Origin of the sequence: Micromonospora sp. NBRC 101691 (assembly GCF_030269285.1) — a bacterium.
Classification (GTDB): Bacteria; Actinomycetota; Actinomycetes; order Mycobacteriales; family Micromonosporaceae; genus Micromonospora; species Micromonospora echinospora.
This window is the reverse complement of the sequence record NZ_BSTB01000002.1, coordinates 337,381-351,415: the sequence shown is the minus strand read 5'-3', so window position 1 is coordinate 351,415 and position 14,035 is coordinate 337,381. Positions and strand designations below refer to the sequence as shown.

General features: G+C 75.1%; 14 protein-coding genes and 3 tRNA genes. 9 read left to right on the top strand and 8 right to left on the bottom strand.

Annotation, left to right across the window (positions count from 1 at the left end; translation table 11 throughout):
• The first annotated feature begins 144 nt into the window (after window positions 1-144).
• The gene (locus tag QSK20_RS05595; RefSeq protein ID WP_285787464.1) at window positions 145-519 is read left to right on the top strand and encodes a hypothetical protein; all 375 of its coding nucleotides are present in this window, start codon (window positions 145-147) and stop codon (window positions 517-519) included.
• A gap of 76 nt (window positions 520-595) precedes the next feature.
• Here the strand turns inward: QSK20_RS05595 and QSK20_RS05590 are convergent.
• The 3 genes from QSK20_RS05590 to QSK20_RS05580 all read right to left on the bottom strand — a co-directional run bounded on the left by QSK20_RS05590 (window position 596) and on the right by QSK20_RS05580 (window position 862).
• Window positions 596-670: transfer RNA gene (locus QSK20_RS05590), tRNA-Val, on the bottom strand.
• 13 nt (window positions 671-683) lie between these two features.
• Window positions 684-754, bottom strand: a tRNA-Cys gene (locus tag QSK20_RS05585).
• 35 nt (window positions 755-789) lie between these two features.
• Window positions 790-862, bottom strand: a tRNA-Gly gene (locus QSK20_RS05580).
• Between the two features lie 325 nt (window positions 863-1,187).
• On the opposite strand from QSK20_RS05580, the gene QSK20_RS05575 reads away from it, so the two are divergent.
• Together QSK20_RS05575 and QSK20_RS05570 are read left to right on the top strand one after the other, a co-directional pair.
• Window positions 1,188-1,790 carry a TetR/AcrR family transcriptional regulator gene (locus QSK20_RS05575; RefSeq protein ID WP_088985199.1) on the top strand — a complete coding sequence of 201 codons (603 nt, stop codon included), beginning with the start codon at window positions 1,188-1,190 and terminating at the stop codon, window positions 1,788-1,790.
• A gap of 154 nt (window positions 1,791-1,944) precedes the next feature.
• Entirely contained in the window at window positions 1,945-2,520 is a 576-nt protein-coding gene (locus QSK20_RS05570) for a TIGR03086 family metal-binding protein (protein ID WP_285787463.1), read from the top strand.
• A gap of 153 nt (window positions 2,521-2,673) precedes the next feature.
• On the opposite strand, the gene QSK20_RS05565 is transcribed toward QSK20_RS05570, so the two are convergent.
• A complete protein-coding gene (locus tag QSK20_RS05565; protein ID WP_285787462.1) occupies window positions 2,674-3,900 on the bottom strand; it encodes an alkane 1-monooxygenase in 1,227 nt (408 codons plus the stop codon).
• Between the two features lie 139 nt (window positions 3,901-4,039).
• Here QSK20_RS05565 and QSK20_RS05560 point away from each other — a divergent pair, with 139 nt between their 5' ends.
• The 3 genes from QSK20_RS05560 to QSK20_RS05550 all read left to right on the top strand — a co-directional run bounded on the left by QSK20_RS05560 (window position 4,040) and on the right by QSK20_RS05550 (window position 7,096).
• Window positions 4,040-4,711: a class I SAM-dependent methyltransferase gene (locus QSK20_RS05560; RefSeq protein ID WP_285787461.1), complete on the top strand. Its 672-nt coding sequence runs from the start codon at window positions 4,040-4,042 to the stop codon at window positions 4,709-4,711.
• Window position 4,712: 1 nt separating this feature from the next.
• Window positions 4,713-5,897: a cytochrome P450 gene (locus tag QSK20_RS05555; protein WP_502888864.1), complete on the top strand. Its 1,185-nt coding sequence runs from the start codon at window positions 4,713-4,715 to the stop codon at window positions 5,895-5,897.
• A 92-nt stretch (window positions 5,898-5,989) separates the two neighbouring features.
• Window positions 5,990-7,096, top strand: a complete 1,107-nt coding sequence (locus QSK20_RS05550; protein WP_285787460.1) for an alpha/beta hydrolase family protein — start codon at window positions 5,990-5,992, stop codon at window positions 7,094-7,096.
• A gap of 42 nt (window positions 7,097-7,138) precedes the next feature.
• Here QSK20_RS05550 and QSK20_RS05545 read toward each other — a convergent pair whose 3' ends face one another.
• The 4 genes from QSK20_RS05545 to QSK20_RS05530 are packed head-to-tail and all read right to left on the bottom strand — an operon-like array spanning window position 7,139 to window position 11,395.
• Window positions 7,139-7,798 (bottom strand): response regulator transcription factor, encoded by a 660-nt coding sequence (locus QSK20_RS05545; protein ID WP_285787459.1) that lies wholly within the window; start codon window positions 7,796-7,798, stop codon window positions 7,139-7,141.
• A complete protein-coding gene (locus QSK20_RS05540) occupies window positions 7,795-9,444 on the bottom strand; it encodes a sensor histidine kinase (RefSeq protein ID WP_285787458.1) in 1,650 nt (549 codons plus the stop codon). Before QSK20_RS05540 ends, QSK20_RS05545 begins: the two co-directional genes overlap by 4 nt.
• 56 nt (window positions 9,445-9,500) lie before the next feature.
• Window positions 9,501-10,202: a dethiobiotin synthase gene (gene bioD / locus QSK20_RS05535; protein ID WP_088985202.1), complete on the bottom strand. Its 702-nt coding sequence runs from the start codon at window positions 10,200-10,202 to the stop codon at window positions 9,501-9,503.
• A gap of 20 nt (window positions 10,203-10,222) precedes the next feature.
• Window positions 10,223-11,395: an 8-amino-7-oxononanoate synthase gene (locus QSK20_RS05530; protein ID WP_285787671.1), complete on the bottom strand. Its 1,173-nt coding sequence runs from the start codon at window positions 11,393-11,395 to the stop codon at window positions 10,223-10,225.
• A 214-nt stretch (window positions 11,396-11,609) separates the two neighbouring features.
• Here QSK20_RS05530 and bioB point away from each other — a divergent pair, with 214 nt between their 5' ends.
• The 3 genes from bioB (at window position 11,610) to QSK20_RS05515 (ending at window position 13,994) form a co-directional block, all read left to right on the top strand.
• A complete protein-coding gene (gene bioB, locus QSK20_RS05525; protein WP_285787457.1) occupies window positions 11,610-12,605 on the top strand; it encodes a biotin synthase BioB in 996 nt (331 codons plus the stop codon).
• Window positions 12,606-12,655: 50 nt separating this feature from the next.
• Complete coding sequence (bsaP, locus tag QSK20_RS05520; protein WP_285787670.1) at window positions 12,656-12,871, top strand: biotin synthase auxiliary protein BsaP; 216 nt, start codon at window positions 12,656-12,658, stop codon at window positions 12,869-12,871.
• 163 nt (window positions 12,872-13,034) lie between these two features.
• A complete protein-coding gene (locus QSK20_RS05515; RefSeq protein ID WP_285787456.1) occupies window positions 13,035-13,994 on the top strand; it encodes a putative endonuclease domain-containing protein in 960 nt (319 codons plus the stop codon).
• The last annotated feature ends 41 nt before the right edge of the window (window positions 13,995-14,035 follow it).

Genomic DNA, 14,035 nt, shown 5'->3' with positions numbered 1-14,035 from the left:
GGGAGCCGCCTTCCACACTGGCACGATCCACGATCGAATTCGCAGTTAACCAGGCACCTGACGAATCGAGAAGACCACCGTCCGCTACCGGGCGGTTCGGGGCCTAGAGTTGTCCGGTCCCCGTCACCGGCCCGAGGAGCCGTCATGGTCAGTGCCGTCGTGGCCGTCCTCCTGCTACTGCTGGCGGTCGGGGTCTCGACCGCCTTCTCCCGCTGGCGGCGACGGGCCGGGGCGAAGGCGTCCGGACCGGCCGGGGCGGACGCACGCCCGGGGCGGGACAACCCGTCCCTGCCGGAACGCTGGCGGCTCCGGTCCGCCCGTTGGCTGCGCCGGCCCGGGGAGCCCCGGCGGCCGGTAGTGCCGGAGGAGGTCACCCTCATCTGCCTCGCCTGCCAGGGCCGGGGGTGGATCGACCGGCGGGAACGGACCCTGACCTTCACCGGCACCGGCTTCGCGGACGTGGAGAACCCGCCCACGATGTGCGAGACGTGCGGTGGTTCCGGCCGGGTGACCCGGTGACCCGGGCCGCCGAGCCCCGAACGGCGATCGACCCGCCGCCGGAGATCCGGTGACGGGTCGAACCTGCTCATCGAACTGGTGGGCGATACTGGGTTTGAACCAGTGACCTCTTCCGTGTCAAGGAAGCGCGCTCCCACTGCGCCAATCGCCCTCGTCTACTGCCGAGGTGGAGACGGGATTTGAACCCGTGTACACGGCTTTGCAGGCCGTTGCCTCGCCTCTCGGCCACTCCACCGAGGTTGCCCCCGCATGCGTGGTGGCATCTCTCCGAGCGGACGACGGGATTCGAACCCGCGACCCTCACCTTGGCAAGGTGATGCGCTACCAGCTGCGCTACGTCCGCACGCCCCCGGTTGTTTCCCGGTGACGGATGAGAACTTTAGCCGAGGCCGGGAACGCTTGCCAAATCGGGGGGACATCCGGCGCGTTCCGCCCACCCCGAGGGGGTCCCGTGGGCAGGTCGGGCGGGTGCGGGGAGGGGTGGTGGTCACCACCACCGGCAAGCTTCCTAGGAGCCTGGCCAGCATGCCTCCGGCCCGCCCCGGCCGGTCGACTGTCGCCGACCGGCGGCGGGCCGCGGCACCGCGGCCCGCCCCCGCCGCCAGCTCATCGACGGCAGGCCGGAGCGGTAACTCCTCGTGAGCGGGCTGATGGGCTACGGTAGCCGCGTGACGAGACGTGCCGCTGAGATCCGCCTGGATGCCCTGCTGCGCACGGCGTGTGACGTGATCGTGGAACGTGGCCTGGCCAACACCCGCACCGCCGACGTGGCGCAGGCGGCCGGGGTCAGCCAGGCGCTGGTCTTCTACCACTTCGCCACCAAGGACCGCCTGCTGGAGCAGGCGTTCGCGTACGCGGTCGAGCAGGACCTGGCCCGCCTGGACGCGGTGGTCCGCTCCTCCGCCACCCCGTTGGCCAAGCTCAAGAAGATCCTGCGGCTCTACACACCGTCCGGGCGTTCCACCTCCTGGTCGCTCTGGATCGACGGGTGGTCCGAGTCGTTGCGCACCCCCGAGCTGGAGAAGGTCTGCCGCCGTCTCGACCTGCGCTGGCGGCAGGATCTCGCCGCGGTCATCGCGGCCGGCGTCGAGGACGGCACCTTCGAGTGCGCCGACCCGGCCGGCGCGGCCTGGCGGATCAACGCGGTGATGGACGGGCTCGCGGTGCAGCTCGCGGTGCACCACCGGGTGATCACCCGACGCCAGTTCGCCGACTGGATCCGCCTGGTCACCGCGCGGGAGCTGGGGCTCGATCCGGCCGACCTCGACTGATCCGTCGACGCCCGCCGCCGCGCCCCGCCGGCGTCGAGCGGGCCGGAACGCACGCCGCCCGCCCGGGAGAGCCCGCCCGAGCGGAAACCGCCCCCGACCGGACCGCCTCCCCGGAAACCACCCGACCGGGACGGCCGAACGGCACAATCGCGGCATGGATCTGCTGGAGACGTACCGGCGCAGCCTGGCGGAGTTCACCGACCGGGTCGGCCGGGTCGACCCGGGACGGTGGTCGGCACCGACGCCCTGCCCGGAGTGGGACGTCCGCGCCCTGGTCGCGCACGTGGTCACCGAGGAGCGGTGGTCGGCGCCCCTGCTGGCGGGCGCGACCATCGAGTCGGTCGGTGACCGGTTCACCGGCGACCAACTCGGCGACGATCCGGTCGAGGCGGCCCGGTACGCGGCCGGACAGGCCGAACGGGCCGCCACCGCCCCGGGCACGACGGAACGCACCGTCCACCTCTCGGCCGGCCCGACACCGGCCCGGGAGTACCTGCACCAACTCGTCGCCGAACACCTGATCCACGGTTGGGACCTGGCCGTGGCGGTCGGCGCGGACCCCCGGCTGGACCGGGAGGCCGTCCGCGAGTGCGCCCGGTGGTTCACCGGACGGGTCGCCGACTACCAGGCGGGCAACCTGGTCCGCTCCGGGGTGGACGTGCCCGCCGAGGCCGACGAGCAGGACCGGCTGCTCGCCCTGTTCGGCCGCGATCCGGCCTGGACGCCGTAGGGCCGACCCGCGTTCTCGGACACGTACGCCGGGAGGCCCACCCGCGCCCCGGAACCTGGGCCCGGAAGGCTGCTCCGCGCTCGCCGGCACGCCGCCCCCACGCGCCCCGGCACGCCGGTCGTCCACGCGCCGCCCGCAGCGGTCGCCGGCCGGTCACCCGCCGGGGGACTCGTCCACCCCGACCGCCCCACCGCCGGGGGACGACGGACGGGGCGGGCCGCCTGCCGGTGGCCCGGAGAGTCGGCGGCGGGCCGGCGGGTGGACGTTGGCCCGCGACGGATCACCGCCGTAGTGGGCGAGGACCCGGTGGTCCATCGTCCGTCGCCACAGGGGCGGCACCAGGGCGGCGACCACCATGGTCGCGTACCCGGCGGGCAGTTGCGGTGCGGAGTCGAAGCTGCGCAGCGTCTGGTAGCGGCGCAGCGGGTTGGCGTGGTGGTCGCTGTGCCGCTGGAGCTGGAAGAGGAAGACGTTGGTGACCGTACGGTCGCTGTTCCAGCTGTGCCGGGGTTCGACCTTCTCGTAGCGGCCGGTGGCGGTGCGCTGCCGGGCCAGCCCGTAGTGCTCCAGGTAGTTGACCGCCTCCAGGAGCGAGAACCCGACCACCGCCTGCGCCGCCAGCAGGGGAAGCACCGCCGGGCCGAGGACCGCCGCCAGGACGGCGACCAGGAGCACCGTCATGGCCCAGGCGTGCAGCACCTCGTTGCGCCACGTCCACGGGGTGCGTCCGCGCAGCCGGAACCGGGCGGCCTCCAGCCGCCAGGCGGAACGCAGGCTGCCGACGACGGTACGCGGCCAGAACGCCCAGAAACTCTCCCCGAGGCGGGCGCTGGCCGGGTCCTGCGGGGTGGCCACCCGGACGTGGTGCCCCCGGTTGTGCTCCACCTGGAAGTGTCCGTACCCGGTCGGGGCCAGGGCGATCTTGGCCAGCCAGCGTTCCGTCCGCTCCCGCTTGTGCCCCAGTTCGTGCGCGGTGTTGATGGCGATGCCGTTGACGATGCCGAGGGTGACGGCCACCCCGGCTCCGGTCACCGCGCCGGGCTCGTCGCGGACCCAGACCGCGCAGCCGAGCACCAGTCCGGCGTACTGGGCGGGCAGGTAGAGGAAGGTCAACCAGCGGTAGTAGCGGTCGCCGGCCAGTCGGGACACCGCCTCCTCCGGCGGGTTGTCGTAGTCGTCCCCGACGAGCAGGTCGACCACCGGGATCGCGCCGAAGACCAGCAGCGGGGCGAGCCACCAGGCCCACCACCCGCCGGTGGCGTCCCACACCAGCCAGCTCAGGAACGGCAGCCCCGGCACCAGCAGGGCCAGCGGCCAGAACGGGCGACGTGGGTCCCGCCAGGCGGTCGGCGGCGGAGTCGGATCGATGCCGTCGGCCATGCCAACCTCCGATCAGCGCGTACCCCGACTGTGACAGGGGACACGCCGCTTTACAAGATGGCAGATTTTGTAAAGTGTCGATTCAAGGACGGAGCGACCCGCGCCGGCCCCGGCGTCGGCCACCGGGCAGAATCACCGGGTGTCCGAGATCTCCGCGGCCTTCGTCCGGCTGCACGCCCGGCTCGCCCCGGTCGCCTTCGTCCCCGAGGTGCTGCTCCACCAGGCCGACGAACCGATCGGGCTCTGGGAGCTGACCGAGGGCGAGTTCCGCAGCGCGCAGCCACCACCGTTCTGGGCCTTCGCCTGGGCCGGCGGCCAGGCCCTGGCCCGGTACGTGCTCGACCGTCCGGAGACCGTCGCCGGTGCCCGGGTGCTCGACCTCGCGTCCGGCTCCGGCCTGGTCGCGGTCGCCGCCGCCCGCGCCGGGGCCGCCGCGGTCCGCGCGGTGGAGATCGACGAACGGGCGGTCGCCGCCGTCGCACTCAACGCCGAGGCCAACGGGGTACGCGTCGACGCGGAACTGGGCGACGTCCTCGACGACCCCGACGCCGGGACGGCCGACGTGGTGCTCGCCGGGGACGTCTTCTACAGCGCGGCGATGGCCAACCGGATGCTGCGCTTCCTGCTGCGCGCCACCCGGGCCGGGGCGCGGGTGCTGGTCGGTGACCCGGACCGCGCGTTCCTCCCCCGCGAGCGGTTCACCGAACTCGCCGCGTACGACGTGCCGGTGCCCCCGGCGCTGGAGAGCGTCCGGATCCGGCACACCACCGTCTGGGAACTGAAGCCCGGTCGTCCCCGTGCCGACGGTTGACGTGTCCGACGTGCTGTTCCGGGGCTGGGGCCCGGCACTGGACGGCGAGACGCCCGACACGGTGACCGTCACCGACCACCTCGGCGTCGCGCACCTGCTGGTCACCCGGCACGCGCTGGTCCGGCAGGTGCTCGCCGACCCGGTGACCTGGCGACCCGACAACGCGCTGGACGCGGTCACCCCGATCCCGGTCGCCGCGCTGCGGGTCCTGGCCGGCCACCGGTTCCGGCTGCCGCCCACCCTGGCGAACAACTCCGGCCCGAGCCACCCGGGCATCCGGGCGCTGGTCGCCGAGGCGCTGCACCCGGAGCGGGTCGCCGCCCAGCGGCCCTGGCTGACCGGGCTGGTCGACGAGCGGGTCGGCCGGCTCGCCGCCGGGCTGGGCGCCGGGGCGACCGTGGACCTCCACGCCGGGCTCGCCGCCGACCTGCCGCTGCTGGTGCTGGCCCGCCTGGTCGAGCTGCCGGACGCCCCGGTCGGCGCGGTCAAGGACTTCGCCCGCGCCGCGCTGGAACTCTTCTGGGCCCCGCTCGACGCCGACCGGCAGCAGGCCCTCGCCGTCGAGGTGGGCCGCTTCCACCGGGTGCTGCGGGAGTTCGCCGCCACCGGTGGTGGGCTGGCGGCCCGGCTGCGGGCCGCCGGCCACCCGCCGGACGTGGTGGTCGGCGCGCTGTTCTTCCTGCTGGTGGCGGGACAGGAGACCACCTCCCAGTTCCTCACCCTGCTGCTGCACCGGCTCACCGGCGAACCGGCGGTGCTGGCCGCGTTGCGCGCCGGCACCGTGCCGGTGGCCGACGTGGTCGAGGAGGGACTGCGGCTGGAGCCACCGATCGTCACCTGGCGGCGGGTCGCCACGGCGGACACCACGCTGGGCGGGACGGCGGTGCGGCGGGGCACCAGCGTGGTGCTCTGGCTGGCCCGCGCCGGACGGGACCCGGCCGTGGTGGCCGAGCCGGAGCACTTCCGCCCCGGTCAACGCGGCTCCCGCCGCCACCTGGCGTTCGGCGCGGGCACCCACCGCTGCGTCGGGGCGCACCTGGCCCGGATGGAGGCGGCCGTGGTGGTGACCCGCACCGTGGACCTGCTGGCCGGAGTGGAGGTGGTCCGTCCACCGTGGTGCCCGGACAACCTCACCTTCCGGATGCCGGACACCTTCCTGGTGCGCCGGGCCGGCTCCCGACCCTGACGGAGGCCGACCGTCGACCCTGACGAAGATCAGTGGTCGACCCGGTCGGTCGGCAGTGGGGGCGGGCGGTCCGCCGTCGTTAGCGTCCGGTCATGATGACCCCACGTCACGGCGGCCGGGCGGTCGCCGTACTCCTGGCCCTGGCGGCGGCGCTGACACCCGGCGGCGCGGTCGCCGCCGGAGCACCCCCCGCGCCCGCGCTGACCCTGCCCGCGCCGACCGGCCCGCACCCGGTCGGCACCACCTGGCTGCACCTGACCGACCACGACCGGCCCGACCCGTGGGCGCCGGAGCAGCGCCGCGAGCTGATGGTGTCGATGTGGTACCCGGCGGCGGCCCCGGTCGGCGCGCCCGCGCCCTACACCACGGCGGCGGTCTCCGCCCGGGTCGTCGCCGGCACCGGACTGCCGCTCCCACCGGACGTGCTCACCACCGTCCGCACCCACGCCCGCCGGGACGCCCCGGTGCGGCCGAACCGGCACGGCTGGCCGCTGGTGCTGCTCTCCCCCGGCTTCTCGCTCAGCCGGGAGTCGCTCACCGGGCTCGCCGAGGACCTGGCCAGCCGGGGGTACGTGGTCGCCGGGATCGACCACCCGTACGAGGCGTACGGCGTCGAGTTCCCCGACGGCCGCGTCGTCGACTGCCGGGCCTGCGACGAGTGGGGCGACGGCACGGCGCAGAAGGTGATCGCCGGACGGACCGCCGACGTGTCGTTCCTGCTGGACCGGCTCACCGGGCCGCGACCGGCCTGGCGCGGCTTCGTCGACCGGCAGCGCGTCGCCATGGTCGGCCACTCCATCGGGGGCGCGTCGGCGGTCCGGACGCTGGTCACCGACGCACGGGTGGACGCCGCCGCCGACCTGGACGGGACGCTGTTCACCCCGGTCGGCCCGACCGTGCGGCCGGTGATGCTGGTCGGCGCGGAGCGGCCGGCGGACCACAGCTGGGTACGGGACTGGCCGGACCTGGGCGGCTGGAAGCGCTGGCTGACGGTGACCGGCAGCGGGCACATGTCCTTCACCGACCGGCCGGTGCTCGGCGCGCAGCTCGGTCAGGACCCGGGGGCGATCCCGGCGGAACGGCAGATGCTGATCACCCGGGAGTACGTGGCGGCCTTCGTCGCCCGGCACCTGCGGGCCCGCCCCGCGCCCCTGCTCGACGGCCCCGACCCCGCGTACCCGGAGGTGACCTTCCGCTGAGCCCACCTCCGCCGGGCGGGCGCACCGCCCGGCGGAGCCGGCTCAGTCGTCCGGGTCGACCAGCCCCGCCTCGTACGCGAGGATCGCCGCCTGCACCCGGTTGCGCACCCCCAGCCGGATGAACACGCTGGACAGGTAGCCCTTGACGGTGCCCTCCACCAGGTGCAGCCGACGGGCGATCTCGGCGTTGGACAGCCCCGCCCCCACCAGGGCGAGCACGTCGCGTTCCCGGTCGGTGAGCACCGCCGCGCGGTCCCGGGCCGCCGGCCGGCGGGCCATCCGCGTCCCGCTCAGCTCGATCACCCGGCGGGCCACCCGGGGCGACAGGTACGCCCCGCCGTCGGCGACCGCCCGGACGCCGGTCAGCAGTTCCCGGGGATCGCCCGCCTTGAGCAGGAAACCGGTGGCCCCGTCACCGAGCGCCCGGGCGACGTGGTCGTCGTCGCCGAACGTGGTCAGCACGGCCACCGCCGTGCCGGGCACCAGCCGGTGGATCTCGGCGGCGGCGGCCAGCCCGTCCAACCGGGGCATCCGGATGTCCAGCAACGCCACCCGGGGCCGGTGCGCGCGGGCCAGCTCCACCGCGGCCCGGCCGTCGGCGGCCTCGGCGACCACCTCGATCCCCGGGTCGGTGGCGAGGATGGCGCGGACCCCGGCCCGGATCATGGCCTCGTCGTCGGCGAGCAGTACGGAGATGGTCACGGCATCCGTCCCTTCTCGACCAGCCGGCCCTGCGCGAAGCAGAGCCGGTAGGCCGGCTGGGCCAACGGGAAGTTCCCGTCGGTGTAGTACTCGCAGCCGGTCGGCGCGTCGGCGGGGGCCTCCACCTGCCGGCGGGGCAGCCCGGCCAGCTCGGACCGGAGCTGACCGGGCCGCATCCGCTCGTACGTCCCCGAATCCAGCACCGCGTCGGCGGTGACGAACGGGTGGTAGACCAACGCGAGCAGCCCGGCCAGGGCGATCGGCGCCCCGACCGCGACGAGCAGGCTGCGGCGCACCCGCCGACGGGCGTCGCCGAGCCGCCCCGGCAACACGGCTCCCCCGCCCGGGGGCACGGGGTCCGGCTCCGGCGCGGTGGCCGACTCCAACGCGGCACCTGCTTCCGATGCGGTGGCCGGTTCCGGCGCGGTAGCGGTTCCCGGCGCGGTGGGCGGCTCCGGCGTGGTGCCTGCTCCCGGCGCGGTGGCCGACACCGGTGCGGTGGCCGCCCCGGCTGTGCCCGGAGTGCCGGGAAGGCGGGCCGCCACCACGAACCCGCCGTCGCGGGGACCGGCGTCGAGCGTGCCCCCGGCGAGCCGGACCCGTTCGCGCAACGCCAGCAGCCCGGTGCCGGCCGACACCGAGGCCGGCGGCGGCACCGGCGGCGGGGCGTTGCGCACCGACACCTCGACCCCGCCTGCGTCGCGCCGCACCGACACGGTGACCGGGGTGCCGGGCGCGTACCGGGCGGCGTTGGTGAGCGCCTCCCGGACCAGTCCACGCACGGCCAACCCGGTCAGCGCGGGTAGGTCGGCGTCGACCGGGTCGCCGCGCAGCGCGACCGCCATGCCCGCCGCCCGGGCCCCGGCCACCAGCGCGGCCACGTCGTCGACCGGATCCAGCGGGGACGGCCCCGCGTCCGTACGGAGCACCCGGACGATCTCGCCCAGCCGCGCGGTCGCGGCGGTCACGCTGGCGCGCAACTCACCCACGGCCGCCCGGTGCCGGGGGTCGAGGTCGCCGGCCAGCTCCAGGGCACCGGCCCGCAGGGCGATCAGGCTCAGGTCGTGGCCGAGCGAGTCGTGCATGTCCCGGGCGATCCGGGCCCGCTCCCGCAGCCGGACCCGCTCGGCCGCGCCACGCTGCTCCCGGCGCACCGACTCGGCCTGCTCCCAGCCGGCCAGCAGCAGCGCGTGCTGCTGACGGAGGTAGCGGCCGACCAGCCACGGGAACACCCCGGCGAAGATCAGCACGGTGACGAGCAGGAACCAGGTCCGTGGTCGGGCACCGAACAGCTCCAGGTTGAGCAGGGTGCCGCCGACCGCGAGCACCGCGAAGACGACCGCGGCGGGCGCTGCCCGGGGAGCCCGCCGGCCGACCAGGTAGCTGAACACCGGCAGGGCGAAGACGAAGTTCCCGTCGACGGACGAGCCGAGCACCACCAGCACCAGCGCCGGCAGCGGACGCCGCCAGGCCAGCGCCACCGCCGCGCCGAGCAGCAACAGCCCGCCGACCAGCAACAACGCGCTCCGACCGGAGTACGGCGGGGTCAGCCGGGGGTACGTGATCGGCGCGGCGAGCAGCACGCCGAGCAGCACGTCCCCCAACCGCCGCCGGCCACCGTCGAACCGCCGCCCGAGTATCCGCACGCCCTCGGAGGCTACCCACCGGCGGGACCGGTCGACACTGCCGAAAGTGGGTGCGGTCAGATCTCCTCGGCCCAGGCCCGCCAGTCGTCGAGCACCCCATACAGGGCCGGGGTGAGCCAGCCCGGGGCGGACCGGCGGAACACCCCCGGGTCCATCGCCCCGGCCCCGGTCGGCAGCGCACCGAGCAGCTTCGGCACCAGCTCGCCGAGGTTCGCCCAGTGCACCAGCTCCGGCTCGGCGGGCCAGGCGCCGATCACCACCCCGGCCGGCACCGCCCGGCGGTCCAGCGCCTCCAGGGTGAGCGCGGTGTGGTTCAGGGTGCCCAGCCCGGCCCGGGCCACCACCACCGCCGGCGCGCCGAGCGCCACGGCCAGGTCGGCGACGGTCCACGCCTCGCCGGAGGGACGCAGCCCCATCGGGACGAGCAGCCCACCGGCCCCCTCGACGAGCACCAGGTCGTGCTTGTCCGCCTCCTCGCGGACCGCGTCGACGACGGTGTACAGCTCCAGCGGCTCCAGTTCCGCCACCCGGGCGGCGGTCAGCGGGGCGAGCGGGTCGGGGAAGCTGGCCAGCGTCCGGCCGGTCAGCGGGGCGGCCAGCCGGGTCACGCTGTCGACGTCGGAGGGCTCGCCCGTGGCCGTACCGGTCTGGCCGGGCTTGACCACGGCGACCCGCAACCCGGCGGCCTGCGCGGCGGCGGTCACGGCCGCGGTCACCACCGTCTTGCCGACCCCGGTGTCGGTGCCGGTGACCAGCACCGCCCCCTGCCACGGGGCGGTCACGCGGCCACCCCGTCCCGCAGCCCCCGGGCCCCCTCGGGCGCGCACTCCACGACGACGTCCAGCGCCCGCGCGAAGTCGGCCCGGGGCACCCCCGCGTTGAGGGTCAGCCGCAGCCGGGACCGGGGATCGGGGGTGGACGGCGGACGGAAGCAACCGACCGCCACCCCCCGGTCCCGGCACGCCTCGGCCCAGCCCGTGGCGGCCTCCGCGCCCGGGGCGGTCACCGACACCACCCCGGCGGTGGGCGTGGAGACGGTCAGGCCGGCGGCGCGCAGCCGGCGTACCGTCAGGGCAGCCCGGTCGGCGAGTTCGGCGCGCAGGTCGTCCCGGGAACGGGCCAGGTCGACAGCGGCCCGCACCCCGGCGGCCACCGCCGGCGGGAGGGCGGTGTCGAAGATGAAGGTGCGGCCGGTCTCCACCAGGTGCCGGACGAACGGGGCGGGACCGGCCACCACCCCGCCCACACCGCCGAGGGACTTCGAGAGGGTCGCGGTGACCACCACGTCCGGCGCTCCGGCGAGCCCGGCGGCGACCACCGCGCCGGCACCGGCCGGTCCGGTCACCCCGAGCGCGTGCGCGTCGTCGACGAGCAGCAGCGCGCCGAACCGGCGGGCCACCTCGTGCAGCCGGGCGAGCGGGGCGAGGTCCCCGTCGACGGAGAAGACCGACTCGGTGACCACCACCGCCGGCCGACCGGGTGCGGCGGCGAGGGCGGCCTGCACGGCGGCCACGTCGGCGTGCGGGGTGACCACGGTCTCCGCCCCGGAGATACGGCAGCCGTCGATCAGGGAGGCGTGGTTGTGCGCGTCCGAGACGAGCAGGGTGCGGGGCTGGACGAGGGCCCGCAGCGCGCCGAGGTTGGCCAGGTAGCCGGAGGAGAAGACGAGGGCCCGTTCCACGCCGAGCCAGTCGGCGAGGGCGTCCTCCAGTTCGTGGTGCACGTCGGTGGAGCCACGCACCAGCCGGGAGCCGGTCGCGCCGAGCCCGTACGCCCGCAGGGCGGCCTCCGCGGCGGCGGTTACCTCGGGGTGGGTGGCGAGCCCGAGGTAGTCGTTGCCGGCCAGGTCGACCACGGTGTCGTCCGCGCCCCGGGGCCGCAGGCGCCGGGTCAGCCCTGCCTTCGCCCGCAGCTCGGCACGGCGTTCGAGCGCCGCCAGCCAATCCGCCACCGTCACTCCCCTGCTCACCGCCCGACCTCGGCCGCCGCGCCCGGCGACCGTTCCGCCGGGCGAAGTTACCATCCGTACCGGAGCCACCGGCGTGGCGCGGCTCGGCCCCCGCCGGAGCGCCACCCGGGGCCCCGCCGGGGGGCGGCTCGGTGGCGGCTGGAGCCGGCAGAAGCAGGCACACGTCCCGCCCCGGCGGCCTTGTAGGGTACGAGCCATGCCAGAGATCCTCGACCAGGCTCGGACCCAGGTGCTGGAGAACGGCGTCGGCCTCGACGAGGCCGGTGTCCTCGCCGTGCTGAACCTGCCCGACGAGCACCTGACCGCAGCGCTCCAGCTCGCCCACGAGGTGCGGATGCGCTGGTGCGGCCCGGAGGTCGAGGTGGAGGGCATCGTCTCGCTCAAGACCGGCGGCTGCCCGGAGGACTGCCACTTCTGCTCCCAGTCCGGTCTCTTCGCCTCGCCGGTCCGCTCGGTCTGGCTGGACATCCCGTCCCTGGTCGAGGCGGCGAAGCAGACCGCGGCCACCGGGGCGACCGAGTTCTGCATCGTGGCCGCCGTACGCGGGCCGGACGCGAAGCTGATGAAGCAGATGCGTGAGGGCGTGGCCGCGATCCGGGCGGCGGTCGACATCCAGGTCGCCGCCTCGCTGGGCATGCTCAACCAGGAACAGGTCGACGAACTGGTCGAGATGGGTGTGCACCGGTACAACCACAACCTGGAGACCTGCCGCTCGTACTTCCCGAACGTGGTCACCACGCACTCGTGGGAGGAGCGTTGGGAGACCCTGCGGATGGTCCGCGAGTCGGGCATGGAGGTCTGCTGCGGCGGCATCCTCGGCCTCGGCGAGACGGTCGAGCAGCGGGCCGAGTTCGCCGCGCAGCTCGCCGAGCTGGATCCGCACGAGGTCCCGCTGAACTTCCTCAACCCCCGGCCCGGCACGCCGCTGGGCGACCGGCCGGTGGTCGAGGGGAAGGACGCGCTGCGGGCCATCGCCGCGTTCCGGCTGGCCATGCCGCGCACCATCCTCCGGTACGCCGGCGGACGCGAGCTCACCCTCGGCGACCTGGGCACCCGGGACGGTCTGCTCGGCGGCATCAACGCGGTGATCGTCGGCAACTACCTGACCACCCTGGGGCGGCCGGCGACCGACGACCTCAAGTTGCTCGAGGACCTGAAGATGCCGGTCAAGGCGCTCTCCGCGACGCTGTGACGGCGGACCGAACGGTGGGCGTGCAGAGCGACGCGGCACCGGAGAGCACGGTGCGGAGTGGCGCGGCGCTGGACGGCGCGGTGGCCGGGGCCTGGTGCGACCGGTGCGGTGAGCCCGTCGGGGCGGGAGCGCACGAGCCGTGCCGAGCCGCCCGCGCGCTCGAACCGCCCCGGTTCTGCCCGTCCTGCCGACGCCGGATGAAGGTGCAGGTGCTGCCGACCGGCTGGCGGGCCACCTGCGTCGAACACGGCGCCACCGAGAACTGACCCGGATCGCGGCAGATTCCGTCGCCTCACCAGCCCGTCGGCACCCGCCGCTCGTGCTCGTCGCACGGCACCGCTGGATCTTGGACAGTTACCGTCGCCATCCGACGGTAACTGTCCAAGATCTGGCGGCGTGGCCGGTGGAGGCCGGGTCAGACTCGGCGGGATGTTGCCTGACCTTCCCCGCGACGACGCAGCGACGCTGGACTGGCTGGCGTTCGAACAGTCCGGCGTCCTCACCACCGCACAGGCCGCGGGTCTGCTCAGCGAGGGACTGGTCCGCAGCCGGATCCGCACCGGACGCTGGCGGTCGATCTGTCGGGGCGTCCTGCTGACCGGCAACGGCCGGCTGACCCGGGACCAGCAGCTCTGGGTGGCGGTCCTGGTCGCCGGGACGGGTGCCGTGCTGGCCGGGGCCACGGCGGCCACCGAGGCGGGCGTCCGCGGACTGCCCCGGGAACCACTGCACGTACTGGTCCCCGCCGAACGACGTGCCGCCCGGACGGTACTGCGCCGGCTGCCGATCGACATGGCACCCGTGCGTGTGCACCGCACCTGCGTGCTTCCGGCGGAGCATCTCCAGGTCGGTCGGCCGCCCCGCACCACCACCGCCCGTGCCCTGGTGGACGCGGCCGGCTGGGCGCGCGACGAGGCACAGGCGCAACAGGTGCTGGCTGCCGGTTGTCAGCAGCGCCGGGTGCTGCCCGAGGAACTACGGAAGGTGATGATCGCCCTGCCCCGGGCTCCCCGCCGGCAGCTCGTCCGGCAGACGATCGAGGACATCGCAGGCGGCGCGGAAGCACTCTCGGAGCTCGACTTCGTCCGCCTCTGCCGGCGGTACTCCCTGCCCCGGCCGGATCTCCAGCGACGACGGACCGACGCGGCGGGGCGAACCCGGTGGCTGGACGCGTACTGGCAGGCGTACCGCCTGCACGTCGAGATCGACGGCGCGCACCACATGGACGTACACCACTGGACGGCCGACATGCGACGACAGAACGACGTCTGGACGGCGGGTGACCGGATCCTGCGCTTTCCGGCATGGCTGGTCCGCACTCGGCCGGCGGAGGTCGCCGCCGATCTCCGCCGGGCCCTGACCGCCGCCGGCTGGCGTCCCACCGCGTGACGGCTCAATAAGGATCTTGGACAGTTACCGTCCGAATACGA

Coding starts and splice junctions, on each gene's coding strand:
- QSK20_RS05595 (WP_285787464.1), top strand. CDS start 145: ATGGTCAGTGCCGTCGTGGCCGTCCTCCTGCTACTGCTGGCGGTCGGG.
- QSK20_RS05570 (WP_285787463.1), top strand. CDS start 1,945: ATGGATCTGCTGGAGACGTACCGGCGCAGCCTGGCGGAGTTCACCGAC.
- QSK20_RS05565 (WP_285787462.1), bottom strand. CDS start 3,900: ATGGCCGACGGCATCGATCCGACTCCGCCGCCGACCGCCTGGCGGGAC.
- QSK20_RS05550 (WP_285787460.1), top strand. CDS start 5,990: ATGATGACCCCACGTCACGGCGGCCGGGCGGTCGCCGTACTCCTGGCC.
- bioB (WP_285787457.1), top strand. CDS start 11,610: ATGCCAGAGATCCTCGACCAGGCTCGGACCCAGGTGCTGGAGAACGGC.
- QSK20_RS05515 (WP_285787456.1), top strand. CDS start 13,035: ATGTTGCCTGACCTTCCCCGCGACGACGCAGCGACGCTGGACTGGCTG.